Raw genomic sequence first — 23,781 nt, forward strand, 5'->3', positions numbered from 1 at the left:
GACAGCGGCAGCCCTCTCGGAAATCTGTGGGCGGAAAACGTGGGATGAAAAGGCACTGCGCCCCGGGCGCCCGGCTTCTTGTGAGGTGGCGGGAGCCAGGGGCGCAGCATCAAGCTTCAAGCACGAGATGTGCTCGGGTGAAGAACTACTTCTCGATGATCGCGAGAACGTCGCGAGCCGAGAGGACGAGGTACTCCTCGCCGTTGTACTTCACCTCGGTGCCGCCGTACTTGCTGTAGAGGACGACGTCGCCGACCTTGACGTCGAGCGGCAGGCGCTCGCCGTTCTCGAAGCGGCCCGGGCCCACGGCGAGGACTGCGCCCTCCTGGGGCTTCTCCTTCGCGGTGTCCGGGATGACCAGGCCGGAGGCCGTGGTCTGCTCGGCGTCGAGCGGCTGGACCACGATGCGGTCCTCAAGCGGCTTGATGGCAACCTTGGAGCTGGCGGTCGTCACGATCCGACCTCCCCCTTCGGAGATCTCACGGGGTTAACTGTCTGAGGTGGCGACCAGGTGGATCCGTCGTCGCGGGTGCCGGACCTGCCCGTCGCGTTGTTGGCACTCTCCAGTGGGGAGTGCCAGAGCCGAGACTATGACCGCGATTAGCACTCGGTCAAGCGGACTGCTAATCCCGGCGGGGTGTCGCCGGGTTTTTCGGCTGTGAGGCGCCCTGCCGGCTTCGAGGTGCCTACAGGTAGTCCTCCAGCTTCCCCACCGTCAGACCCCGCCGCTGCACCGCCCGCAGCAGACGGGTGGTCCGCTCCCGCAGGCTCGGGCCCGCCGACTCGTCGGGGTCCACGGCGACGATGTCGCCGGGGCGGAGGCCGGGGGTGCCGTGGGTGTAGGTGAGGCCGCCGGGGCCCACGGCGGCGCGCCAGAGGACGAGGGCCGTGACGCCGCAGTCGGCGGCGGCGCGCAGGGTGGTGGTGTCGTACGTGCCGTAGGGCGGGCGGAAGAGGCGGGGGCGCAGGCCGAAGCGGGCGTGGAGTTTCTCCTGCTGGCCGCAGATCTCGGCGCGCTGGCCGGCGTACGGCAGGCCGCGCAGGGCCGCGTGGTCGAGGGTGTGGTTCTCCAGGGTCGCGCCGACCGAGCGCAGACGGGCGAAGTGGCCGTAGCCGGGGCCGACCACGCTGTCGGTGAGGAACACGCTGACGGGCAGCCGCAGTTCACGCACCATGTCGATGAAACGGGGGTCACGCTCGGCGCCGTCGTCGTAGGTGAGGAAGACGACCTTGTCGCGGGTGGGGACACGGTCGACCACCGGCGGAAGCGACTCCCTCCGGGGGTGACCGGGGTGAACGGGGTGACGGGGAGGGCCGCCGTCGGGGCTGCCCGGGCCGGCCGACTCGCCGAAGGCACCGCGGCCGCCCGAGCCGCCGTCACCGTCCCGGCCGCCCGAGCCGCGGTCACCGTCCCGGCCGACCGAGCCGCCGTAAGCCCCGTCACCGTCCGAGCCGGAGCCACCGAAGGCACCGTCGCCGCCGGAGCCGCCGGAAGCCCCGTCACCGTCCCGGCCGGCCGAGCCGCCGGAAGCCCCGTCACCGGCCGACCCGGAGCCACCGAAGGCACCATCGCCGCCGGAGCCGCCGGAGGTCCCGTCACCGTCCCGGCCGCCCGAGCCGCCGGAAGCCCCGTCACCGCCCGAGCCGGAGCCACCGAAGGCACCATCGCCGCCGGAGCCGCCGGAAGCCCCGTCACCGTCCCCGCCCGCCGAGCCGCCGGAGGCACCGTCACGGACCCGGCTCGCCGAGCCGCCGGAGGCACCCTCGGTGGGCCGGGCGGATGAGCCGTCGGGCGGGTCCAGGTCGTCCGGCAAGGGGCTCGGGGTGTGGGGTGGGGCCGGGAGGAGGGGGGCGGTGAGGCCCCAGCGGCGGTAGGGCTGTTCGGTGGGCGGGGCCAAGGGGTGCACCCGTTGGGCCGCCTTCTTGCCCAGGCGTTCGATCGGGTCGACGGACTGGGCGCAGCCGGTCAGCGTCGTCACCGTCAGCGCCAGCAGTACGGCGATCGGCCCCCGCGTCCTCACAGGTAGTCCTCCAGGCGTGCCACCGCGTATCCCTTCTCCGTGACCTTGTTCAGGAACCGGCGGACCATGTCGGGCATGGTGCCCTTCCATTCGCCCCGGCCGCGGAAGTGGCTGAGGACGATGTCGCCGGGGTGGAGGTCGCGGTCCCACTCGCGGTACTCCCAGTGGTCGACGAAGACCTCCTCGTCCCAGAGTGGGGCGTACCGCACCCCGCAGGACTTCGCGGCGATCAGCGTGTCGCGGTTGTAGCTGCCGTAGGGCGGCCGGAAGAGGACGGGCCGCTCGCCGTACCGACCCCGGATCACCTTCTGCATGCCGCAGATCTCGTTCTTCTGCTCCTGGTAGGACAGCCCGGGCAGATAGGGGTGGTGGAGGGTGTGGTTGTTCAGGGTCACCCCGGCGGCCCGCATCCTCCGGAAGTACGGGTAGTCGTCGCGGATGAGGTAGTCGCTGAGGAAGGCGGTGTACGGGATCCTCAGCTCGCTCATCATCCGCAGGAACCGGGGGTCCTTCTCGGCGCCGTCGTCGACGGTGAGGAAGACGACCTTGTCCCGGGTGGGGATCGAGGTGAAGACGGGCGGGAGGCCGAGTTCCTCGTGGTCGCGCACCTCGAAGCCCTCCCGGGTGGTGATCCGGGGCTTCTTCGCGGGCGGGGGCGGCGGCGTCAGCGGAACCGTCCGCAGGCCCCAGCGGCGGGCCGCCGCGATCCGGGCCGTCTGCTCGGCGCGGAGCCGGTCGGCGTAGGAGTGCAGGGCGCGTACCGGTGCGGGGGCCTCTCCGGCCTGCTGGCCGGGGGCCGGGTCGCTGCCGTCGGCGTCACCGCCGTCCGCGCAGCCCGCCACGATCGCGGTGAGGACGAGCAGGGCGATGCCGCCACGCAACCTGGTCCGATCAGCACCATTCTTATCATTTTGTACGACAGCTCCCATGGCGCCGGATCTTCCCAGCCCCGCCCGCGCACCCCGCCCCGACACCGCCACGGACACCCCACCGTCCCCCGACCGGCCCACACAGGGCCCGACCACCGGACGGGACCACCGCCGCCACGCACCCCCGGCTTCCGGGGACAATGACCCCGTGACCGACCTGGCCCCCCTCCTCACCCCCGAAGGCCTCGCGCTGCTCGATGCCGTGCGGGGGACCGCTCCCTCCGACGAGCTCGCCGTCGCCACGCGGCTGCGCCGTGACCATCCCGCCGAGCTGGTGTCGGCCGCGCTCGGGCAGGCACGGCTGCGGCAGCGGGCGGTGGCGAAGTTCGGGGCCAAGGACGCCGGGCGGATGTTCTTCACGCCCAACGGCGTGGAGCAGTCGACGCGGGCGAGTGTGGCCGCCTACCGCGCCGGTCGTCTCAAGGAGCTCGGCGTGACCTCGGTGGCCGACCTGTGCTGCGGGATCGGCGGGGACGCGATCGCCCTCGCCCGGGCGGGGATCCGGGTGCTGGCCGTGGACCGCGATCCGGTGACGGCCGCGGCGGCCCGGGCCAACGCCGAGGCGCTCGGGCTCGCCGACCTCGTCGACGTACGGGAGGCGGACGTCACCGAGGTGGACACGAGCGGGTACGACGCCGTGTTCGTGGATCCGGCGCGACGCGGTGGGCGGGGGCGGATCTTCGACCCCGAGGCGTACTCCCCGCCGCTGTCCTGGGCGGTCGGCGCCGCCCTCGCCGCTCCGCGCGCCGCGCTGAAGATCGCGCCTGGGGTGCCGCACGAGGCGGTGCCGCCGGAGGCCGAGGCGGAGTGGATCTCGGACGGCGGGGACGTGAAGGAGGCGGTGCTGTGGTTCGGCACCGCGCCGGGCGCCGTCCGGGCGACGCTGCTGCCGGGCCCGCGGACCCTGCTGGGCACCGGTCTGCCGAATCCGGCCGTACGGACCCTCGGCCGCTATCTCTACGAGCCCGACGGCGCCGTCATCCGCGCCCATCTGGTCGCGGAGGTGGCCGAGGAACTCGACGGCGGACTCGTCGACGAGACCATCGCGTACGTCACCGCCGACGCGCTCCGCCCGACCCCGTACGCCACCGCCTACGAGATCACCGATCAACTGCCGTTCAACGTGAAGAGGTTGAAGGCGCTGCTGCGGGAGCGGGAGGTCGGGATCCTGACCGTGAAGAAGCGCGGCTCGGCCGTGGAGCCGGAGGAGCTGCGCCGCAAGGTGCTGCCGAAGCCGCACGGTCCGCACGCGACGACCGTGTTCCTGACCCGGGTGGCGGGCGCCCCGACGATGCTGCTGGGAGCGCCCGCCTCCCCGGGCCCGGCCGCTACTGCCGGTGGACCGTCTTGAGCTGGTCCATCGTGGGGTCGGCGCCGGTCGGCCCCGTGCGCTCCAGCGTGGCCTCCTGGCCGTCGTTGGTGCGCAGCGCGAACGTCGTCGCGCTGGTGGCCGTCGGGATGACGCCGTTGTAGTACGGGCGGTAGTCGAACCAGCTGCTGCCCGCGCTGATCGAGGCGCCCACGGTGGTGACGGCCTCGGGGGCGACCGCGCCGGTGTTGCCGAAGGCGGCGGTGAAGTTGGTGCTCGCGGACTCGCGCAGCAGATAGCTCTTGACCTCGGTGGACAGGGCCGGGCGGCCGGTCCACAGCAGCGGTCCGAACACGTTCATCGCGGCGGCCGCGGAGACGCCGTCCCGCCACTGGCCGGAGAAGGCGAGCGAGGTCTGGCCGGGCGCGCTCCACCAGAACTTGGCGATGTTGACGGAGATCGCCGCGTCCGTGCCGCCCGCGATCGGGTAGTAGTAGTACGTCGACGGCCAGTGGGAGAAGCCCGTGTGGGTGAGCGCGTACTTCGCGGCCGAGCCGACCGGGATGACCATGGTCTTCGCGGGGTTCAGGCTGTTGAGGTACGACTTCACCGACGAGGTCAGCTTGTTGCCGTTGGTGAGGACCACGCTGCCCGCGCTGGCGCTGCCGTCGGCGCTCGCCGCGGCGGCCGCGGACAGGGCCGCCCGGTACTCGGTGCCGCCGGCCAGGAAGACGTACTTCGGGGCGGTGGTCACGGCCTTCGCCACGGCGACCGAGGTCGCGTAGCGGTCGGCGCCGGACAGCCGCTTGGGGACGTATCCGAGGGTCTTGAGCTGGGTGGCGACGGTGCCGCTCAGAACGGACGTGCCGCCCACGAGGTACACGGTCCTGCCCGGCTTCAGGGACCGCTTCAGTTCCTTCTTCACCGCCGACGACAGCCCCGTCTTCGGGGTCAGCAGCACCGGGCCCTGCTTCTTGCCGGCCAGGGCGGGCGCGGTCACGGAGTACGCCGCGTCGTCCCGGTTGACGAGCACCGCGGACTTGGCGTTCATCAGGCCGGGAACGCTCTCGCCGATGGTGTTCCAGGTCCAGCGGGAGGCGGCGATGTTGGTGGCGTAGGCGTCCGAGCCCCAGACCCGGCCGACGCCGTTCTTGCGCAGCGGCTGGTAGCTCGGGTTGTTGACGGAGCTGCTGCGCGAGGCGTCCGTGACGGGCGTCAGCTCGCCGGTGGCCACGTCGACGGCGGCGAGGGTGTGCACGTCGTCGCTGTTCGGCGAGGTGTGGACGTCGAGGACGATCCGCTTGCCGGTGGGCGACCAGGACGGGTTGGCGTACCGGTTCGGGCCGGTGGTGAGCTGCTTGACCTCGGTGCCGTCGGCCTTCGCGAGGAAGATCTGCGGGATGCCGTCGGTGTCCTTGCGGACGAACGCCAGCCGGGTGCCGTCCGGTGAGAAGGCGGGCTGCTCCGCGTCGGTGAGGACCCGCTTGACGGTCTGCGCGGCGCTGTCGAAGACGTACACGCCGGGGGTGCCGGTGCAGCTCGCGGTGCGGCGCTCGAAGGCGAGCAGGCCGTTGACGTTCACCGTCGGCTCGCTGTCGCAGACCGAGGACGGTTCCTGGGTCGCGGTCAGCAGCGGGCGGGGTGCCCAGGAGCCGTCGGAGGGGCCGTAGACGATCTGGCCGCCGGTCGAGAAGACGACGTAGCGGCCGCCCCACCAGAAGGCCAGGTCCTCGTAGGTGGCGCTGGAGCGCACGTCCTGCGCCCAGGGCAGGGTGATCTTCCCGCTGCCGTTGGGGCGCACGCTGGAGATCTGGCTCCAGGAGGAGATCACCCGGCTGCCGTCGGGGGCCCAGGTGGCGTAGTTGTCGACGCCCGGGATGGAGCTGCCCGAGCCGGTGGCCGGGTCGATCAGCAGTCCGCCGTCGTTGAGGATCCGTCCCTCGGTGCCGGGCCAGGGGCCCGCGTCGTCGGCGGCGGCGCCCGGTGCGGTCGCCAGGCCGCCCATGGCGGCGAGGGCCGCCGCGGTGGCGAGCGCCGCGGCACGGCGGCGCGTGAACATTCTCAAGTTGTCGTCCCCCCAGGGATCACACGTCACAGCCGCTTCACAGCGGCTCGGACACTTTAGTGCTCAACAGGACTACATGAGAACAGAGTTACGCATCGCAGGCGGCGGCCCGCGCCAGCAGCAGCTCCCGCTCGCGTGCGTTGCGGGTCAGGGCGGCCGCCCGTTCGAACTCGGCCCGCGCCTGAGCCGCACGGCCCAGGCGCAGCAGCAGATCGCCTCGGACGCTGGGCAGCAGGTGGTAGCCGCTCAGGGCGGGCTCGTCGGCCAGGGCGTCGACGATCTCCAGGGCGGGGCCCGGTCCTTCGGCCAGACAGACGGCGACCGCGCGGTTGAGCTCGACGACGGGGGACGGGGCGCGGGCGGCCAGCAGGCCGTACAGGGTGGCGATGGCGGCCCAGTCGGTGTCCTCGTAGGTGGCGGCGTGGGCGTGGCAGGCGGCGATGGCGGCCTGGAGGGCGTACGGGCCCGGGGCGCCCTCGGAGGTGGCGCCGGCCCGGTCCAGGGCGGTGATGCCCCGCGCGATGAGCATGCGGTTCCAGCGGCGCCGGTTCTGGTCCTTGAGGAGGACGGGGGTGCCGTCGGGTGCGGTGCGGGCGGCGGTGCGGGCGGCCTGGAACTCCAGCAGGGAGACCAGCCCGTGCACCTCGGGCTCCTTGGGCATCAGCGCGGCCAGTTGCCGGGCCAGGCGCAGCGCGTCCTCGCACAGCGCCGGGCGCAGCCAGTCGTCTCCCGCGGTGGCCGCGTAGCCCTCGTTGAAGATCAAGTAGATGACGTCGAGGACCGAGCCGAGGCGGGCCTCGCGGTCGGGTCCGTACGGCACCTCGAAGGCGACGTTCCTGGTGGCCAGGGTCCGCTTCGCCCGGACGACGCGCTGGGCGACCGTGGGCTCGGGGACCAGGTAGGCGCGGGCGATCTCGGCCGTGGTCAGACCGCCGAGGAGGCGCAGGGTGAGGGCGGTGCGGGCCTCGGGGGACAGCACCGGATGGCAGGTGGTGAAGACGAGCCGGAGCAGATCGTCGTCGATGGCGTCGGGGTCCTGCGGTTCCGGGGGCGGCGGCACGTCCTCGAGGCTGCGGCCGATCTCCCGGAGCTTGCGGGCGTAGTTCTCCCGGCGGCGCACGAGGTCCACGGCGCGGTGGCGGGCGGCGGCGGTGAGCCAGGCGCCCGGCCGGTCCGGCACGCCGCTGTGCGGCCACTGCTCCAGGGCGGCGACCAGGGCGTCCTGGGCGAGTTCCTCGGCGATGCCGACGTCACGGACCACGCGGGTGACGGCGGCGACCACCCGGGGGAACTCCAGGCGGAAGACGGTCTCGATGGCGGTCCGGGTGTCGGTGGTGGGCTGTGGTTCCACAGTCCACCATCGAACACCCTGCCCGCGGGTCCGCCCAGCGGAGGGGCTCAGCCCTCGGCGATCTCCCGCACCTCACAGGTCACGGTCCAGTACTCCTCGTGCACCTTCAGGAAGCGGGTGGCCCACTCGATGGCCTCGGCCTTGTCCTTGCACTGCATGAGCGCGTATCCGCCGACGACCTCCTTGGCCTCGGTGAAGGGGCCGTCGGTGACGGTGATCCTCCCGCCCTCCCAGTGCACCCGGGTGCCCTGCGCGGACGGCAGCAGCCCGGCGGTGTCGAGCATGACGCCCGCCTTGGTGACCTCCTCGATCAGCTCCCCCATCCGCTGCATCAGCTCGGGGCTGGGGCCCTCGGCGGGGGCGGAGGCCTCGTCGATCTTCACGAGCGACAGGAAACGGGGCATGGTGGCTCCTCGTACGTCACGGCGGCCGGGTCCGTCCCGGCCTCTCACCCCTGCGTCGAACGGGAGACACCGGGATCGACACACTCCCCCGATTTTTTTCCGCGCGGATCGCGGGCGCCACCCGAGCGGCTACTTCAGCGACTTCCACAGGGTGCTCGCCGCCGGTTCCTCGGCGATCACCCGGTTGGGGTCGGAGGGGGCCGTGACGACCGGCATGGTGACCGTCGTGACCTCGTCGGCCGTGAGGCCCTTGAGGCTCTGGCCGAGTTCCATCAGTTCGGTGAGGGAGTTCAGTCCGGTGTCGGTGGTGAGGCTGCCGGTGATCGCGTCGGCGACCCCGTAGAGCTCGGTGGGGCTGGTGAGGAGGTTCGTGGAGGCGATCTGCTCCAGCAGGGCCTTCACGAGGTTCTGCTGGAGGCCTATGCGGCCGAGGTCGCTGCCGTCGCCTATGCCGTGGCGGGTGCGGGCGAGGGCGAGGGCCTGCTTGCCGTTCAGATGGTGGGTGCCGGCCGCGAGATGGAGGTGGCTGTCGTCGTCGTCGATGTCCTCGTCGGTGGTGACCGTGACCCCGCCGAGCGCGTTCACCAGCTTGGCGAAGCCGGAGAAGTCGACCTCGATGTAGTGGTCCATGCGGACGTTCGTGATCGACTCGACGGTCTTCACCGCGCACACCGGACCGCCCAGCGAGTAGGCGGAGTTGAACATCACGCCGTACGCCACCGCCGACGTGCCGCCCGAGGGCAGCGGGCAGGACGGGCGGGTGACGAGGGTGTCTCGCGGGATGCTCACCACGGTCGCGCTGGTGCGGCCCGCGTCGATGTGCACGACCATCGCCGTGTCGGAGCGGGCGCCGGAGCTGTCGCCGCCGCCGAGCTCCTGGTTCTCCTCGCCGCTGCGTGAGTCCGAGCCCAGGACGAGGATGTTCACCGCCTCGGTGGGCAGCGGGGACGCGGACGCCGAGGCGGACGCGCTCGGGGTGGTGACCGACTTGGCGGGGCGGTTGTCGCCGAGCGCCTGGTCGATGTCGACGCTTCGGATGTTGTCGTTGAGGTGCCGGTAGGCCCAGCCCGCCGTCCCGATGCCCAGCACCAGGGCGGCGGCCAGGGTGAGGCCGGCGGCCTTCAGCACTGTGGACCGCCGGCCCGTTCTTCCGCCGTCTTCGCCGTGCTCCTCGTGTCGCGTCACGGGGAGGAACGTAGGCGCGGATTATTAGCGGACTGTTAGGACGGCGGGCCCGGCCGGGATTTCTCGTGAAAATCTCACGATTCTCAGCCCGGCATCACCGGCGATGCCCCCCGTCACCGGCGTTCAGCCCAGGGTCACCGTCGGCACGGGATTGCTCCCGCTCCAGCTCGCGTTGAACCCGAAGCTCACCGAACCCCCGTCCGGAACCGTCCCGTTGTACGAGGCGTTCACGCAGGTCACGGCGGCCCCCGACTGGGTGCAGCCGGCGTTCCAGGCCTGGGTGATCCGCTGTCCGGCGCCGTACGTCCAGGTCACCTTCCAGGACGACAGCGAGGCACCCGAGCAGGAGATCGTCACGGTGCCGGTGAACCCGGTGTTCCACTGACTGCCCACGCTGTACGACGCGCCGCACGCGCCGGTCGGCGGGGGCGTGCTCGTACCGCCGAGCGCCTCAGCGATCCCGTAGTACGCCGGTTTCGGCGCGTAGTTCGCGTCGTACGGTGTCGCCGCGCCCTGCCCCGGGAAGGTGCTCTCCACCCAGGAGTCGGAGTCGGTGAAGCCCCACACGGTGAGGTTCACGCACCGCGCGACCGCCACGCAGGCGGCGGTGACCGCCTTGTAGTCGGCCTTCTGCTGGGCGAGTTCGGCGCTGTCCGAGGGCAGCGTCATCCGGATGTCCAGCTCGGTGATCGCCACGTCCACGCCGAGGTCGGCGAAGCGCTGGATGTTCTGCTGGAGGGTGGAGGGGACCTGCCCGAGGATGAGATGGGCCTGCAGGCCGACCCCGTCGATCGGAACCCCGCGCTCCTTCAGCGACTTGACCAGGTTGTACAGCGCCGTCGACTTCGCGTTGACGCCCTCCACGTTGTAGTCGTTGATGTAGAGCTTCGCGGCCGGGTCGGCGGCCCGCGCCCAGGTCAGGGCGTTCGCGATGTAGTCGGCGCCGAGGCCGTTGTACCAGAGGGTCGAGCGGTAGGTGCCGTCCTCGTTGAAGGGCTCGTTGACGACGTCCCAGGCGGCGAGCTTCCCCTTGTAGCGGCCGACCTCGGTGCTGATGTGGTTCTGCAGCAGGGTGCCGAGCTGGGCGGAGGTCCAGCTCCCGTTGGTGAGCCAGCTCGGGTTCTGGCTGTGCCAGACCAGGGTGTGGCCGCGCACCTGCTGGTTGTGGGCCTGCGCGAACGCCACGATCTGATCGGCCTCGGTCCAGTTGAAGGAGCCCTGGGTCGGCTCCACCGAGCCCCATTTCATGGCGTTGCCGGGGGTCAGCGAGGAGAACTGCGCCCCGGCGATGTCGCCGTAGGCGCCGGTCAGCTTGGAGCCGGTGACCGCCGTGCCGATGACCTTGCCCTTGGCGGTGCCGAGGTCGCGCAGGGGGGTGTCGGCGGCGTGGGCGGCGGGTGCCGTGAGCAGCAGCGCGAGGCCGGCCACGAGGGAGGTCAGGGACAGGCCTGTTCTCAGAGATCTCATGCGGGTGCCTCCGAAAGTTTCGGCCGTGCAACCGATTGACTTCGGAGGAGTGTCGAGGCCCCTGCCCCACCCGTCAATACGTCAACTTCCAGCCGGCGGGGGTGACGCGGTGCTCGTGCGCACCACGAGACTCGTCGCCAGCTCCACCCGGGTCGCGGCCGGCGTCTCCTCCCCGGTGGACCGGGCCAGCTCCAGCACCAGCCGGGCCGCCGCCTCCGCCATCTCGGTGAGCGGCTGCCGTACGGTCGTCAGCGGCGGCCCCACCCAGCGCGCCACCGGCAGATCGTCGAAGCCGACCACGCTGACGTCCTCCGGGATGCGCAGTCCCAGCTCACGGGCGGCCTCGTAGACTCCGAGGGCCTGGAGGTCGTTGCCGGCGAAGACGGCGGTGGGCCGGTCGGGGCGGTCAAGGAGCTCGCGGCCGAGCCGGTAGCCGGTCTCGTGGTGGAAGTCGCCGGTCTTGACCAGGTCCTGCTCGACCGGCAGCCCGGCGGTCTCCAGGGCGGCCCGGTAGCCGTCGATCCGGGCCCGGCTGCACATCATCTGCGGGGGCCCGCTGATCGCTCCGATCCGCCGGTGCCCCAGTTCCACCAGATGCCGGGTGGCGGCCAGGCCGCCCTGCCAGTTGGTGGCCCCGATGGACGGCACGTCCGCCCCCGGGTCGCCCGCCGGGTCCATCACCACGAAGGGGATGGTGCGGCTGGTCAGCAGTGCCCGCTGGGACTCGTCGAGCCCGGAGAGCACCAGCACAACGCCGTGCGGACGGCGGGCGGCGACCTGGTCCGCCCAGGTCCGCCCGGGGGTGAGCCGCCCCGCGCTCTCACTGAGCACGACACTCAGTCCGGCGTCCCGCGCCACGTTCTCCACGCCCCGGATGACCTCCATCGCCCAGGCGCTCTCCAGTTCGTGGAAGACCAGGTCGATCAGGGGCGAGCGGGTCGCCTCGGCCCGCCGTCGCCGGTAGCCGTGGGCGCGCAGCAGTTCCTCGACCCGGGTGCGGGTCGCGGGGGCGACGTCGGCGCGACCGTTGAGGACCTTCGAAACAGTCGGGGCCGAGACACCGGCCTCGCGGGCGATCTCCGCGAGCGTGGCGGTCTGCGGCCGCGTTTCAGCGGGCTCGGAGCGTGTCATGGCGGCGATCGTATCCCCGCGCGGCCTCTTGACTAACCCCTCTCAGCGCCATAGGTTCCCGGAACATTCGAAGTGTGTTACGAAACATTCGAATCCTTCGGGACAGGATCCCCCGGGACAGGAGTTTCATGACCACCGCCCCCTGGCGTGACCGCGCGCTGTCCGCCGCCGCCCGCGTCGACGACCTGCTCTCCCGGATGACCCTTCAGGAGAGGACCGCCCAGCTCTACGGCGTGTGGGTCGGCGCCGCGACGGACGGCGAGGGTGTCGCGCCGCACCAGCACGACATGACCGCCGACCACGACTGGGACGAGCTGATCACCCGGGGGCTCGGCCAGCTCACCCGGCCCTTCGGCACCGCCCCCGTGGACCCGGCGACCGGCGCCCGCGCCCTGGCCGCCGCCCAGCGCCGGATCGCCGCCGCGGGCCGCTTCGGCATCCCGGCCCTCGCCCACGAGGAGTGCCTGGCCGGGTTCACCGCCTGGCGGGCCACCGCCTACCCGGTCCCGCTGGCCTGGGGCGCCGCCTTCGACCCGCCGCTGGTCGAGGAGATGGGCCGGGCGATCGGCCGCGATCTGCGCACGGTCGGCGTCCACCAGGGCCTCGCCCCCGTCCTGGACGTGGTCCGCGACCCGCGCTGGGGCCGGGTCGAGGAGACGATCGGCGAGGACCCGTACCTGGTCGCCACCATCGGCACGGCCTATGTGCGGGGCCTGGAGTCCGCCGGAGTCGTCGCCACCCTCAAGCACTTCGCCGGGTACGCCTCCTCCGCCGGCGCCCGCAATCTGGCCCCGGTGCGGGCGGGCACCCGCGAGTTCGCGGACGTGACCCTCCCGCCGTTCGAGATGGCGCTGCGCGAGGGCGGCGCCCGCTCGGTGATGGCCGCCTACACCGAACGCGACGGCGTCCCCGCCTCCGCCGACCCGGAGCTGCTGACCCGTCTTCTGCGCGAGGAGTGGGGCTTCACGGGCACGGTCGTCGCCGACTACTTCGGCATCGGCTTCCTGCAGACCCTGCACCGGGTCGCCGGCACCCCCGCCGAGACCGCGCACCTCGCGCTGGAGGCCGGCATCGATGTCGAACTGCCGACGGTGAAGCACTACGGCGAGGCACTGGTCGCGGCCGTCCGGGCGGGCGAGATCCCCGAGGAACTGGTCGACCGGGCGGCCCGCCGCGTCCTGCTCCAGAAGTGCGAACTCGGCCTGCTGGACGAGGACTGGCAGCCGCAGCCCCCGGAGTCCGTGGACCTCGACCCGGCCGCGAACCGCGCACTGGCCCGCCGGCTGGCGGAGGAGTCGGTGGTCCTGCTCGACAACCCCGCCGGGCTGCTCCCCCTCGCCCCCGACACCAGGATCGCGGTGGTCGGTCCGAGGGCGGCGGACGCCCTGGCGATGCTCGGCTGCTACTCCTTCCCCTCCCATGTGCTCCCCCACCACCCCGGGGTGGAGCCCGGCATCGAGATCCCGACGCTGCTGGAGTCCCTGCGCACCGAACTCCCGGACGCCAAGGTGACCTTCACCGAGGGCTGCCCGGTCTCCGACCCCGACCCCTCCGGCTTCACCGAGGCCATCGCGCGCGCCGCGGAGGCGGACGTCTGCGTGGCGGTGCTCGGCGACCGGGCGGGCCTGTTCGGCCGGGGCACCTCCGGCGAGGGCTGCGACGTGGCCGACCTGAACCTGCCCGGCGTCCAGGGCGAGCTGCTGGACGCGCTGGTCGCCACGGGCGTCCCGGTCGTCCTCGTCCTGCTCACCGGCCGCCCGTACGCGCTCGGCCGCTGGCACGGACGCCTGGGCGCGGTCGTCCAGGCGTTCTTCCCGGGGGAGGAGGGCGGCCCGGCGGTGGCCGGCGTGCTGTCGGGCCGCCTCAACCCCTCCGGCCGCCTCCCGGTCAGCGTGCCGCGCCTGCCGGGCGGCCAGCCCTGGACCTATCTCCAGCCGCCGCTGGGCCTCGCGGGCGAGGTCAGCAGCCTGGACCCGACCCCGCTGTACCCCTTCGGCCACGGGCGCTCGTACACCTCCTTCACCTGGGAGGACTTCACCGGCGGCGGACCGGAGACGCCGGACACGCCGGGGACACCGGAGACGGAGATCGGCACGGACGGCGCATACGACGTGTCCGTCACCGTCCGCAACACCGGACCCCGGCCCGGCACGGAGGTCGTCCAGCTCTATCTGCACGACCCGGTGGCGAGCGTGACCCGCCCCGACGTCCGGCTGATCGGCTACCAGCGCCTGGACCTCGCCGACGGCGAGTCCGCCCGGGTCACCTTCCGCTTCCACACCGACCTGTCCGCCTTCACCGACCGCTCGGGACGCCGCGTCGTCGAGCCGGGCGCGCTGGAACTGCGGTTGGGGACGTCCAGCGCCGAGGTACGGCAGACGGCCCGGCTGCGGCTGACGGGCCCGGTGCGCGAGGTGGGCGCGGACCGGCGGCTGCGGTGCGAAACGGACGTCGTACGAAACTGATGTGCGCCCGGTGGGGGCCCGTGTGTCAGAATCCGCCGACCTCCTGCACCCAGGCGCGCGACGGGAAACGCCCCCATGGACACCCCCATACCGGAACCGCCCCCGCGGCACCCCGCCCGGCAGTGGCTGCTGGGCGCCGCCCTGCTGGCCGTCGGACTGCTGCCCACGGTCGTCGTCGGCGCGGTCGTGCTCGCCGTCGCTCTGCACTGGGCTCCGGACTGGCCGCTGCTCGCCCCCCTGGTGCTGTTCTGGTTCGGTGTCACCGGCGCCGTCGCCCGGGACCGCGGCCCGCTGCCCGGGCGGGCCGTGAACCCCGCCGACGAGCCCGCACTGGCCGCGCTCGTCCGGGACGTGGCCGACCGCCTGGGCTTCCGCGCACCCCTGCTCGTCCGCATCGTCCCGGTCGTGCAGGCGTCCCTGGGCCGGGTCCGGGTCGCCGGGGTGCGCACCCACGTCCTCCTCCTGGGCCTGCCCCTGCTGCGCAGCCTCACGGAGGCCGAACTCGCCTCCGTCGTCGCCCATGAGCTGGCCCACCAGCGCCATGTGGGCAGCACCCGCGCCGGCCTCCTGCGCTACGCCCGCTCCCGCCTCGCCGACCGCCTGGACGCCCGCTTCCGGCCCCTGGCACCCCTGGCCGCACCCTTGCTGCGGGTCTCCCAGCCGGACTTCTGGCGGGCGGAGACGGCCGCCGACGCCGACGCGGCCCGGGTGGCCGGCACCGCGGCCACGGCGTCGGCCCTGCGCCGGACCGTCCTGCTGCACGCCGTCTTCGAGGGCCTCGCCGAGCCCTGGCTGGCCGACCTGGCGGAACGGGACGCCTGGCCCGAGGACTTCTACGACGCCCTCGACGCCGCCCTCGCCGACCCGCACGTGGCCCACCGCGCCGCCCTCGCCGCGGCCGACGAGGACGCGATCGACCCGTACGCCGCGGCCGACCATCCGCCCGAGGCGATCCGCCTGGCCGCCCTGCCCGCGCACGCCGGGGAGGGCACGTACGGCGACGCGCCGGTCCCGCTGCGCGAGGCGTCGGAGATCACCCGCTGGTGTGTGCAGCGCCTCGCCCTCCAGGACGGCGAGGACGAGCACGACGTCGAGGCGGTACGGCTCCTCGACCTGCCGCCGGACGAGCTGCGCGGCCTCGACGACGACTCCGGCACGGCCCGGCTGTTCAAGGCCACCGGCCACGACACCCCGGAGGCGGCGGTCACGGCGGCCCTGGACTCGCTCGCCGACGGCACCTGGCGACGGCTGGCCCGCCGGCTGGAGCCCGGCCTGCGCCGGGTCCCCCGCGCCGTACGCGCCGACGTGGCCCGGACGGTCTGCACGGCGGCGGTGGCCGGAGCGCTCGCCGAGGTGCTGGAGACCTCCGGCTGGACCCCGGCCACCCGCTGGATGGACACCGTCCTGACGTCCCCGGACGGCCGCACGGTGGACCTGCGCGACCTGCTCGCCGAGGCCGTGACCACCGCGGACCCGACCGCCGTCCGCGCCCTGCTGCCGCACACCCGCCCGAAGGAGACACCCGCGTGAGAACCCCCCTGCGGGCGGCCCTCCTCGGCATCGCCGTCACCCTGACCGGATACGCCCTGTTCGCCACCTGGCTCGGCCTGCACGCCAGCGGCTACCTGGACGCCCGCGACCGGGCCACGGCCCGCACGACCGGCGTGGTCGTCGAGGACGGCATCGGCGACGACCTGGACATCCGCGTCCGCTGGACCGACAGCGCGGGCGACACCCACGTCCAGCGCTTCGGCATCTACGACACCGACCGCTACGCCCGGGGCGAGCACTTCCCGGTCGCCTACGACCCCACCGCCGACGACCCCCGGGGCTTCCCGGCCGACCCGTCCGAGACGGCCGCGGAGGACGACCTGCTCGTCCCGGTCTTCGGGGGCGCGGCCGTCGCCCTCCTCCTCACCCTGGTCTGGCTCTGGCGCGGGCTCCGCTTCCGTCTGCTGGCCCGCCGCCCCGCCCGCCCGATGACCGCCCGCGTCCGCACCGGCAGCCGCCGGGCGGCCTGGCGTTCGCCGAGGGCGACCTGGCTGCACCTGACGGGCCCGCAGGGCCAAGGCCGCTTTCAGCGGGTCATGTGGCACCCCGCCCTGCACGACGCGCCGCCCGGGATCCCCGTGAGCGTGCACGGCACCGACCGCCACGCGGTGACCGTCCTGGCCGACGGCACCCGGCTGGTCCCGGTGGGCCGACTGCGCGACCATCCCCCGTCCGGGGTCCTCTTCGACGACGACACCGCCCGCACCGACCTCCGCGACGCCTTCGTCCTCCCGCCCGACGCCCCCGTACGGCCGGTGCCGCCCTGGCGGGAGGCGGGCACCACCACCGCCCTGGCCACCGCCCTCGGCCTCACCCTGGGCCTGGTCATGACGGGCCCGACCCTGACCGGCACCGTGGCCTTCGTCCTGGCCTGCACGAGCCTGGCCCTCTCGGTGTGGCTCCTGTCGGGACCCCAGCCGTGAGGCCCGTCAGCTTGTCCGCTCCGCCCCCGTCGCGAAGAAGCGCTCCACGTACGCCCCGGGCGGCAGGCCGCTCTCTCGCATGAGGGAGAAGACCTCCGTGCCCTCGCCGGGGGCCGTGGGGAGGGTGTACACCTCGGCGAAACGGACGTACTCGACGCCGTCGAGGTCCGCGCAGTACACGACGGCCTCGGCCTCCGCGCGGGCGATCGCCTCGTCGGGGGAGAGCGCGGTCCACAGGGTGAGGCGTTCCTCGTAGACGCCGAGGGGGTGGTGGCGGAAGACGCAGCGGACGGCGTACCAGGTCCGCTCGACCGGCTCGAAGCGCCAGCGGTGGACCGGGCGGGTCACCAGGTCGGCGGCCGGCTCCGGGAGTTCGGGGAGGTCGGCGTCGTACGCCGCGTCCCACCAGGTGATGACGAGGACCCGGTCCTGCGGGGCGCGGAAGGTCTCGCGGCGCAGGGGACGCTCCGCGAGGGGCCGGGCTTCGGCCCAGGCGAGCAGGTCGGCGCCCCGGCCCTCGGCCGCCCGGGCCTCCCACATCAGCGCGACCGTCATGAGTACAGGTTGTCCTCGCCGACCTCGTGCACATGGTCGTGGCTGTGGTCGTGGCCGGGCACATGGGGGTCCGTCACCGGCAGGGAGGAGTCCGCCGAGAGGTCCCAGCCCGACGCCGACCGGCCCCGGGCCACCATCTCCGCGCCCAGGGCGGCGACCATCGCGCCGTTGTCCGTGCACAGCTTGGGGCGGGGCACCCGCAGCCGGATGCCCGCCTTCTCGCAGCGCTCCTGGGCGAGGACCCGCAGCCGGGAGTTGGCGGCGACCCCGCCGCCGATCATCAGGTGGTCGACGCCCTCGTCCTTGCAGGCCCGTACGGCCTTGCGGGTCAGGACGTCCACGACCGCCTCCTGGAAGGAGGCCGCCACGTCCCGCACGGGCACCTCCTCGCCGGCGGCCCGCTTGGCCTCGATCCAGCGGGCGACGGCCGTCTTCAGCCCGGAGAAGGAGAAGTCGTACGCCGGATCGCGCGGCCCGGTCAGACCGCGCGGGAAGGCGATGGCCTTCGGGTCGCCCTCGCGGGCGTAGCGGTCGATGACCGGCCCGCCGGGGAAGCCCAGGTTCAGCACACGCGCGATCTTGTCGAAGGCCTCGCCCGCCGCGTCGTCGATGGTGGCGCCCATGGGGCGGACGTCGGAGGTGATGTCGGAGGACAGCAGCAGGGAGGAGTGGCCGCCGGAGACCAGCAGCGCCATCGTCGGCTCGGGCAGCGGGCCGTGCTCCAGCTGGTCCACGCAGATGTGCGACGCGAGGTGGTTGACGCCGTAGAGGGGCTTGCCGAGGGCGTAGGCGTACGTCTTCGCGGCCGAGACGCCCACCAGCAGGGCGCCGGCCAGCCCGGGGCCCGCCGTGACGGCGACGCCGTCGAGGTCCTTGGCGCTCACCCCGGCCTCCTTCAGCGCCCGGTCGATGGTCGGGACCATCGCCTCCAGGTGGGCGCGGGAGGCGACCTCGGGGACGACCCCGCCGAAGCGCGCGTGCTCGTCGACGCTGGAGGCGATGGCGTCGGCCAGCAGGGTGGTGCCCCGGACGATGCCGACGCCGGTCTCGTCGCAGGAGGTCTCGATGCCGAGGACGAGGGGTTCGTCAGCCATGGGTGTCGGTTCCTTGGTCGTCTTCTTCTTGGCGGAGCGAGGCCGCCGGGTCGGTCAGGCGCATCACCAGGGCGTCCACGTTGCCGGGCTGGTAGTAGCCGCGCCGGAAGCCGATCGCCTCGAAGCCGAAGCGTTCGTAGAGCTTCTGCGCCCGGACGTTGTCCACCCGGCACTCCAGCAGGACCTCGGCACAGTCGAAGGCGGTCGCCGCCCGCAGCAGCTCGGTCAGCAGCCGGCTGCCGAGGCCGGTGCCCCACTGGTCGCGGGCGACGGCGATCGTCTGGATGTCGGCGCCCGCGCCGGAGTCGCTGTCGGACGCCGTACCGGCGGAGGCCAGCCCGGCGTAGCCGACGACCCGGTCGCCGCTGACGGCGACGACATAGCGGCGGGTCGCCTCGGGCCCCCGGGCGTGCGCCAGCTCGGACCAGAACATGCCCCGGGACCAGGCGTCCTCGGGGAAGAGGTCCTTCTCCAGTTCCAGCACGGGATCGATGTCCCACCAGCGCATCTCGCGCAGGCGCGGAGTCACGGCGTCGGTCACTTGGGGGTGACCACCTTGTAGTTCTTGGGGACCTGGGCGTCGGGCCGCCGCAGATACAGCGGGCGCGGGGCGGGCAGTTCCTCGCCGGCGGCGAGCCGTTCGGCGGCCAGGGAGGCGAGCGCCGCCGCCGAGACGTGCTCGGGGCCGTGGACCTGCGGGAAGGTCTCCGGGTAGAGCAGCGCGCCCGCGCCGACGGCCGGGAGCCCCGCGACCCGGTCGGCGAGGTCGGCGGGCCGGTCCACGGCGGGTTCCGTCACCCGGGTGCGGGAGTCGTCGTAGCGCGCCCAGTAGACCTCCTTGCGCCGGGCGTCGGTCGCCACGACGAAGGGTCCTTCGAGGTCGGAGGCGTAGGCGAGGCCGTCGAGGGTGCACAGCCCGTGCACCGGGACGCCGAGCGCGAGACCGAAGGTGTCGGCGGTCATCAGCCCGACGCGCAGCCCGGTGTAGGGGCCGGGGCCGACGCCGACGACGATCGCCGTGACGGCGTCCAGCGTGCGGCCCGCCTCGGCGAGCAGCCGGTCGACGGCCGGCAGCAGCAGCTCGCCGTGCCGGCGGGCGTCCACCTGGCTGGAGGAGGCGATGACGTCCGTGCCGTCGTGCAGCGCGACGGTGACGGCGGGGGTGGCGGTATCCAGAGCGAGCAAGAGCACGCAAACAGCCTACGGCTCCCCGGCGCCTGTGTCGGATGTCCGGGCGGCGCCCGCGACGGCTGCTACCGTCGCCGAGAAGCACGACATGACCCGATTGTTCCGTTTATGGCTGTTCCCCGTACACCGTTCTCCGTAAGACGATGAGGTGATCGCTGGTGCCAGGGCGCAGCTCGACGTTTGTCGCGGGGCTGATGGGAGCGGCCGTCGTGACGGTCGGGCTCCTGGCCTACCAGGCGTCCGCGCACGTACCCCCCGGCCTCGGCAAGCGGCACGGCTCCCCCGCCGCCCACAAGGCGCCCCGCGACACGGCGCACCCCACCGCGCTGCCGGGGAACTCGGGCACGGGCCGACGGGTCGTGTACTCGCTGGACGACGACCGGGTGTGGCTGGTCGGCATGGCGGGCAACGTGGAGCGCACGTTCGCGGTCACCCCCGCCCGGGTCGACCCGCCCCCCGGCGCCTACACGGTGGCCTCCCGCTCGGGCGCGGCCACCGGCACCGACGGCGTCCCCGTGGAGCACGTCGTCCGTTTCACGTCGGTGGACGGGGTGACCATCGGCTTCAGCGCGGCGGTGAGGGACACCGCCCCGGCTCCGGACGCGACGGTGCGTACGGGCGGTATCCGCCAGACGCGGGCGGACGGCGACGCGATGTGGGACTTCGCGACGATCGGGCAGCGGGTCGTCGTGATCCGGTGACCTTGCGTGAATGTTTCCGACAACAGGTCGGCAAGATGTTGCGTGCGGCGTCTTGTGCGTGGTCACATGGTATCCCACCGCTAGTTAGGTGAACCTAACCAGCCCGTGTCCCGGGAGGTGCCATGCCGGCCGACGAGCCCCAGACCCCCAAGGGCCGGCCGCCCCGGCCGTTCACGCTCGCCGGGGTGTCCATGCGGGAGCTGCTGGACGCGTGCGGCGCGGCCGAGGCCGTCTCGACCCCGCCGCGTCCGCCCGACCCGGCCGTCCGCAGGAAGCCCGCCGAGCACCCTCGGGCGGCGTAACCCGCCCCGGCCGCTCAGGACGCCAGCACGCTCAGGTCGGCGGCGGTCCACCGCGCGCCCAGCCCGGTGACGGTCACGTGCCGCACCTCGTCCGTGGTGTCGCCGACGGCCCGGTGGATACGGATCTGGAGCCGCTCCTCGGTCAGCCCCTCGACCTTGCCCTCGCCCCACTCCACGACGATCACGGACTCGGGCAGGGACACATCGAGGTCGAGGTCCTCCATCTCGTCGAGTCCGCCGCCGAGGCGGTACGCGTCGACGTGCACGAGCGGCGGCCCGTCCCCGAGGGCGGGATGAACCCGGGCGATGACGAAGGTCGGCGAGGTCACGGCCCCCCGCACCCCGAGCCCCTCCCCCAGCCCCCGGGTCAGGGTGGTCTTGCCCGCCCCCAGCTCCCCGCTGAGCATGACGAGATCGCCGGCCCGCAGCAGCTTGGCCAGGCGGCGGCCCAACTCCCGCATCTGCTCGGGGGAGTTGACGATCAGATGGGCTGACGGGGGCAGTGCTGCGTTCTTTCGCATCGTCACTCACTCGCAGTAGTTCACCGGTCATGCCCCGCAAGGGGTCGGTTCGGGCTGGACCGCAGCCGAAGGCTGGAAGCCACCTCCGTCAGGAGGAGGCGGAGTCACAGCCCCCCACGGTAGCCGTGGCGGGCACCGCCCCCGCGCGGGCGAGCAGATCAGCGAGGCGGTCGGTGACGACTTCCGGGTGCTCCAGCATGACCAGGTGCCCGGCGTCCGGCACCAACACCAACTCGGCGCCCGGCAAGATGTCGGCGATCGCCTCGCTGTGCTCACTCGGTGTGACCAGATCTCCGATGCCCGCCAGCACGAGCACCGGCATGTCGGTGAACAGCGCGAGCGCCTCGGTCTTGTCGTGCTCGGTGAAGGCCGGATAGAACTCGGCGACGACGTCGATCGGCGTCCCCTCGATCATCCGCTCGGCGAAGCGGGCGACGGCCGGATCGACGTCCTTCGAGGCGAACGAGTACCGCTTGATGATCCCGGCGAAGAGATCGGCGGTGGCCCGCCGCCCCTTCTCCACCAGCGCGGCCTGCTGCCCGAGCGCCTTGAGCACCCCCGGCAGCACCCGCCGTACGGCGTTGACGCCCGCGACCGGCAGCCCGAAGTTGACCTCGCCGAGCCGCCCGGAGGAGGTCCCCACGAAGGCGGTGGCGACCACCCGCTCCCGCACGAACTCCGGGTACTGCGCGGCGAGCGCCATCACGGTCATCCCGCCCATGGAGTGCCCGACGAGCACGACGGGCCCCTCGGGCGCTGCCGCGTCGATCACGGCCTTCAGATCGCGGCCGAGCTGGTCGATGGTGAGCGGTACGTCGTCCCGGAGCTGGGCCGCCCCGCGCGCCGACCGCCCGTGGCTGCGCTGGTCCCAGTGCACGGTCCGCACGACGCCCCGCAGCGCGGCCCGCTGGAAGTGCCAGGAGTCCTGGGTGAGGCAGTAGCCGTGGCTGAAGACGACGGTGACGGGAAGGGGCGCCTTCCGTCCGAACAGCCGGCGCCGGCGCCCGGCGGGCCCGCCCTGCGGCTCCACGTCGTCGACCTCGTAGTACAGCTCGGTGCCGTCGTCGGCGACGGCCTTGCCGGGGTTGCCGCGCAGCGCCCCGTACGGTCCCGCCGAGTCCAGCGCGAGCCGGGCCTTGGCCCGCATCCCGCGCCCCACGGTCATCCGCTCGATGGCCACCCCGGCGGCGGCGCCCGCGGCGATCACGCCTATCGCGGCGCCGGCGATCCCGGTCGCCCGGCGCCAGCCCCCCGCCGCCCCCGTGGCGGAGGCGACGGCGACGGCCGCCGAGGCGGCGTCCGCCACTGCCTCCGCACTGCTCTCGCTCACGTACCGCTCCTCTTGTCCACAAGGTGCCCCGCAGCCGGTGTCACGGCGGTCGGGGAAGTTACCGAAGAAGTTTCCGAAGAAGTGTCCTACCCGCGGGTTACCCGGTTCGTCACTCGTTCACATAGACGCGGGGAACCCGTGCTCCGATGCGGGTGACGATCTCGTACCCGATGGTTCCGGCCGCCTGGGCCCAGTCCTCGGCCGTCGGTTCCCCGCGGTCCCCGGGCCCGAACAGCACCGCCTCCGCCCCGGCCGCCGGTTCGTCCCCACCGAGGTCGACGACGAACTGGTCCATCGCGATCCGCCCGGCGACGGTACGCCACTTGCCCGCCACGAGCACGGGCCCGGTCCCGGAGGCATGGCGCGGGATCCCGTCGGCGTACCCCAGGGGGACGAGCCCCAGGGTGGTCTCACCCGGGGTCACATAGTGGTGGCCGTAACTGACACCGTGTCCGCCGGGCACCGACTTCACCAGCGCCAGCGAGGCGGCCAGCGTCATCACCGGGCGCAGCCCCAGGTCGGCGGCGGAGCCGAGCTGCGGGCTGGGCGAGAGGCCGTACATGGCCACCCCGGGCCGGACGAGGTCGAAGTGGCTCTCGGGGAGGGTGAGGGTGGCGGGCGAGTTGGCGATGTGCCGCACCTCGGGCCGGATTCCGCGTGCCTCGGCGTACGCGACCATCTCCCGGAAGAGACCGAGCTGAGCGGCGACGGAGGGGTGCCCGGGTTCGTCGGCGCACGCGAAGTGCGACCACAGCCCGGTGATCCGCAGCAGTCCGCCCTCCTCGGCCTCCAGCGCGGCGGCGACGAGCCGCTCCCAGTCCTCGCCGGGCTGGCACCCGTTGCGCCCGAGCCCGGTGTCGGCCTTGAGCTGTACACGAGCGGGCCTCCGTACGGCGTGCGCGGCGAGCACGACCTCTTCGAGGGCCCACAACCCGCTCACCGACACGTCGAGATCGGCCTCGATCGCCTCCCGCCAGGGCCCTCCGGGCGTCCACAGCCAGCACATGATCCGGACGTCCGCGGGCAGCTCGCCCGAGCCCCGCAGCGCGAGGGCCTCCTCGGGCGTGGCGGTGCCCACCCATCCGGCGCCCGCCTCCACGGCCGCCCGCGCGCAGGCCAGGGCCCCGTGCCCGTACCCGTCGGCCTTCACGACCGCCATGAACGCGGCCCCCGGCGCCTTGGCGCGCAGGGTGCGCACATTGGCCCGCAGCGCGTCCAGGTCGATCTCGGCACGGGCACGCGACGGGGCGGCGGGCAGCTTGGCGTTCTCACTCATCGCCGCCCAGTGT

20 protein-coding genes and 2 pseudogenes are annotated in these 23,781 nt (G+C 73.3%); 6 read left to right on the forward strand and 16 right to left on the reverse strand.

All coding sequences use genetic code 11. The features are described from left to right. Nucleotides 1-145 precede the first annotated feature (145 nt). The 3 genes and pseudogenes from groES to OG852_RS19575 form a co-directional block, all read right to left on the reverse strand. Nucleotides 146-454, reverse strand: a complete 309-nt coding sequence (gene groES / locus OG852_RS19565) for a co-chaperone GroES (RefSeq protein ID WP_039652762.1) — start codon at nucleotides 452-454, stop codon at nucleotides 146-148. A gap of 232 nt (nucleotides 455-686) precedes the next feature. Then, nucleotides 687-1,319 (reverse strand): annotated as a pseudogene (locus OG852_RS19570) (polysaccharide deacetylase family protein); the annotation flags it as partial. Between the two features lie 698 nt (nucleotides 1,320-2,017). Continuing rightward, a complete protein-coding gene (locus OG852_RS19575) occupies nucleotides 2,018-2,950 on the reverse strand; it encodes a polysaccharide deacetylase family protein (RefSeq protein ID WP_133914893.1) in 933 nt (310 codons plus the stop codon). Nucleotides 2,951-3,098: 148 nt separating this feature from the next. Here OG852_RS19575 and OG852_RS19580 point away from each other — a divergent pair, with 148 nt between their 5' ends. Then, nucleotides 3,099-4,301: a class I SAM-dependent methyltransferase gene (locus OG852_RS19580; RefSeq protein WP_330348560.1), complete on the forward strand. Its 1,203-nt coding sequence runs from the start codon at nucleotides 3,099-3,101 to the stop codon at nucleotides 4,299-4,301. Here the strand turns inward: OG852_RS19580 and OG852_RS19585 are convergent. The 6 genes from OG852_RS19585 to OG852_RS19610 form a co-directional block, all read right to left on the reverse strand. Next, nucleotides 4,279-6,318 (reverse strand): cell wall-binding repeat-containing protein, encoded by a 2,040-nt coding sequence (locus OG852_RS19585; RefSeq protein ID WP_133914926.1) that lies wholly within the window; start codon nucleotides 6,316-6,318, stop codon nucleotides 4,279-4,281. The two genes, OG852_RS19580 and OG852_RS19585, sit on opposite strands and share 23 nt — an antisense overlap. Before the next feature lie 94 nt (nucleotides 6,319-6,412). Next, nucleotides 6,413-7,675 carry an RNA polymerase sigma factor gene (locus OG852_RS19590; protein ID WP_133914891.1) on the reverse strand — a complete coding sequence of 421 codons (1,263 nt, stop codon included), beginning with the start codon at nucleotides 7,673-7,675 and terminating at the stop codon, nucleotides 6,413-6,415. Nucleotides 7,676-7,722: 47 nt separating this feature from the next. After that, on the reverse strand, nucleotides 7,723-8,079 hold the full coding sequence (locus tag OG852_RS19595) for a YciI family protein (protein ID WP_133914890.1): 357 nt from the start codon (nucleotides 8,077-8,079) through the stop codon (nucleotides 7,723-7,725). Between the two features lie 129 nt (nucleotides 8,080-8,208). Further along, on the reverse strand, nucleotides 8,209-9,264 hold the full coding sequence (locus tag OG852_RS19600; RefSeq protein ID WP_133914889.1) for an LCP family protein: 1,056 nt from the start codon (nucleotides 9,262-9,264) through the stop codon (nucleotides 8,209-8,211). Between the two features lie 123 nt (nucleotides 9,265-9,387). Next, entirely contained in the window at nucleotides 9,388-10,731 is a 1,344-nt protein-coding gene (locus OG852_RS19605) for an endo-1,4-beta-xylanase (protein WP_330348561.1), read from the reverse strand. Nucleotides 10,732-10,812: 81 nt separating this feature from the next. After that, nucleotides 10,813-11,862, reverse strand: a complete 1,050-nt coding sequence (locus OG852_RS19610; RefSeq protein ID WP_330348562.1) for a LacI family DNA-binding transcriptional regulator — start codon at nucleotides 11,860-11,862, stop codon at nucleotides 10,813-10,815. A gap of 128 nt (nucleotides 11,863-11,990) precedes the next feature. On the opposite strand from OG852_RS19610, the gene OG852_RS19615 reads away from it, so the two are divergent. From OG852_RS19615 to OG852_RS19625, 3 genes are all read left to right on the forward strand, one after another. Then, nucleotides 11,991-14,327, forward strand: a complete 2,337-nt coding sequence (locus OG852_RS19615) for a glycoside hydrolase family 3 N-terminal domain-containing protein (protein ID WP_133914887.1) — start codon at nucleotides 11,991-11,993, stop codon at nucleotides 14,325-14,327. Nucleotides 14,328-14,402: 75 nt separating this feature from the next. Then, complete coding sequence (locus OG852_RS19620; RefSeq protein ID WP_330348563.1) at nucleotides 14,403-15,857, forward strand: hypothetical protein; 1,455 nt, start codon at nucleotides 14,403-14,405, stop codon at nucleotides 15,855-15,857. Further along, nucleotides 15,854-16,801 carry a hypothetical protein gene (locus OG852_RS19625; protein ID WP_133914885.1) on the forward strand — a complete coding sequence of 316 codons (948 nt, stop codon included), beginning with the start codon at nucleotides 15,854-15,856 and terminating at the stop codon, nucleotides 16,799-16,801. The genes OG852_RS19620 and OG852_RS19625 overlap by 4 nt, the downstream gene beginning before the upstream one ends. A gap of 309 nt (nucleotides 16,802-17,110) precedes the next feature. Here the strand turns inward: OG852_RS19625 and OG852_RS19630 are convergent. From OG852_RS19630 to tsaB, 4 genes and pseudogenes are all read right to left on the reverse strand, one after another. Continuing rightward, nucleotides 17,111-17,356 (reverse strand): annotated as a pseudogene (locus tag OG852_RS19630) (hypothetical protein); the annotation flags it as partial. After that, nucleotides 17,353-18,450 (reverse strand): tRNA (adenosine(37)-N6)-threonylcarbamoyltransferase complex transferase subunit TsaD, encoded by a 1,098-nt coding sequence (gene tsaD / locus OG852_RS19635; protein ID WP_330348564.1) that lies wholly within the window; start codon nucleotides 18,448-18,450, stop codon nucleotides 17,353-17,355. The gene tsaD and the pseudogene OG852_RS19630, both read right to left, overlap by 4 nt. After that, nucleotides 18,443-18,991: a ribosomal protein S18-alanine N-acetyltransferase gene (gene rimI, locus OG852_RS19640; RefSeq protein ID WP_133914883.1), complete on the reverse strand. Its 549-nt coding sequence runs from the start codon at nucleotides 18,989-18,991 to the stop codon at nucleotides 18,443-18,445. The genes tsaD and rimI overlap by 8 nt, the downstream gene beginning before the upstream one ends. Next, entirely contained in the window at nucleotides 18,988-19,641 is a 654-nt protein-coding gene (gene tsaB / locus OG852_RS19645; protein WP_133914882.1) for a tRNA (adenosine(37)-N6)-threonylcarbamoyltransferase complex dimerization subunit type 1 TsaB, read from the reverse strand. The genes rimI and tsaB overlap by 4 nt, the downstream gene beginning before the upstream one ends. A 191-nt stretch (nucleotides 19,642-19,832) precedes the next feature. On the opposite strand from tsaB, the gene OG852_RS19650 reads away from it, so the two are divergent. Beyond that, a complete protein-coding gene (locus tag OG852_RS19650) occupies nucleotides 19,833-20,339 on the forward strand; it encodes a hypothetical protein (protein WP_443064651.1) in 507 nt (168 codons plus the stop codon). Between the two features lie 122 nt (nucleotides 20,340-20,461). Further along, on the forward strand, nucleotides 20,462-20,641 hold the full coding sequence (locus OG852_RS19655) for a hypothetical protein (RefSeq protein WP_133914880.1): 180 nt from the start codon (nucleotides 20,462-20,464) through the stop codon (nucleotides 20,639-20,641). Between the two features lie 14 nt (nucleotides 20,642-20,655). Here OG852_RS19655 and tsaE read toward each other — a convergent pair whose 3' ends face one another. The 3 genes from tsaE to alr form a co-directional block, all read right to left on the reverse strand. Continuing rightward, the gene (tsaE, locus tag OG852_RS19660; protein WP_133914879.1) at nucleotides 20,656-21,162 is read right to left on the reverse strand and encodes a tRNA (adenosine(37)-N6)-threonylcarbamoyltransferase complex ATPase subunit type 1 TsaE; all 507 of its coding nucleotides are present in this window, start codon (nucleotides 21,160-21,162) and stop codon (nucleotides 20,656-20,658) included. A gap of 88 nt (nucleotides 21,163-21,250) precedes the next feature. Continuing rightward, on the reverse strand, nucleotides 21,251-22,492 hold the full coding sequence (locus OG852_RS19665) for an alpha/beta fold hydrolase (RefSeq protein ID WP_330348565.1): 1,242 nt from the start codon (nucleotides 22,490-22,492) through the stop codon (nucleotides 21,251-21,253). A 109-nt stretch (nucleotides 22,493-22,601) separates the two neighbouring features. Further along, nucleotides 22,602-23,768, reverse strand: a complete 1,167-nt coding sequence (gene alr, locus OG852_RS19670) for an alanine racemase (RefSeq protein ID WP_330348566.1) — start codon at nucleotides 23,766-23,768, stop codon at nucleotides 22,602-22,604. Nucleotides 23,769-23,781 lie beyond the last annotated feature (13 nt).

It is taken from the genome of Streptomyces sp. NBC_00582 (assembly GCF_036345155.1).
GTDB lineage: Bacteria > Actinomycetota > Actinomycetes > Streptomycetales > Streptomycetaceae > Streptomyces.

What these genes read in the sequence shown, in the direction of transcription:
- OG852_RS19650 (WP_443064651.1), top strand. Translation starts at nt 19,833, where the DNA reads ATGGGAGCGGCCGTCGTGACGGTCGGGCTCCTGGCCTACCAGGCGTCC.
- OG852_RS19575 (WP_133914893.1), bottom strand. Translation starts at nt 2,950, where the DNA reads ATGGGAGCTGTCGTACAAAATGATAAGAATGGTGCTGATCGGACCAGG.
- alr (WP_330348566.1), bottom strand. Translation starts at nt 23,768, where the DNA reads ATGAGTGAGAACGCCAAGCTGCCCGCCGCCCCGTCGCGTGCCCGTGCC.
- OG852_RS19620 (WP_330348563.1), top strand. Translation starts at nt 14,403, where the DNA reads ATGGACACCCCCATACCGGAACCGCCCCCGCGGCACCCCGCCCGGCAG.
- tsaE (WP_133914879.1), bottom strand. Translation starts at nt 21,162, where the DNA reads ATGCGAAAGAACGCAGCACTGCCCCCGTCAGCCCATCTGATCGTCAAC.
- OG852_RS19605 (WP_330348561.1), bottom strand. Translation starts at nt 10,731, where the DNA reads ATGAGATCTCTGAGAACAGGCCTGTCCCTGACCTCCCTCGTGGCCGGC.
- tsaD (WP_330348564.1), bottom strand. Translation starts at nt 18,450, where the DNA reads ATGGCTGACGAACCCCTCGTCCTCGGCATCGAGACCTCCTGCGACGAG.
- OG852_RS19655 (WP_133914880.1), top strand. Translation starts at nt 20,462, where the DNA reads ATGCCGGCCGACGAGCCCCAGACCCCCAAGGGCCGGCCGCCCCGGCCG.
- OG852_RS19585 (WP_133914926.1), bottom strand. Translation starts at nt 6,318, where the DNA reads ATGTTCACGCGCCGCCGTGCCGCGGCGCTCGCCACCGCGGCGGCCCTC.
- OG852_RS19610 (WP_330348562.1), bottom strand. Translation starts at nt 11,862, where the DNA reads ATGACACGCTCCGAGCCCGCTGAAACGCGGCCGCAGACCGCCACGCTC.
- OG852_RS19595 (WP_133914890.1), bottom strand. Translation starts at nt 8,079, where the DNA reads ATGCCCCGTTTCCTGTCGCTCGTGAAGATCGACGAGGCCTCCGCCCCC.
- OG852_RS19615 (WP_133914887.1), top strand. Translation starts at nt 11,991, where the DNA reads ATGACCACCGCCCCCTGGCGTGACCGCGCGCTGTCCGCCGCCGCCCGC.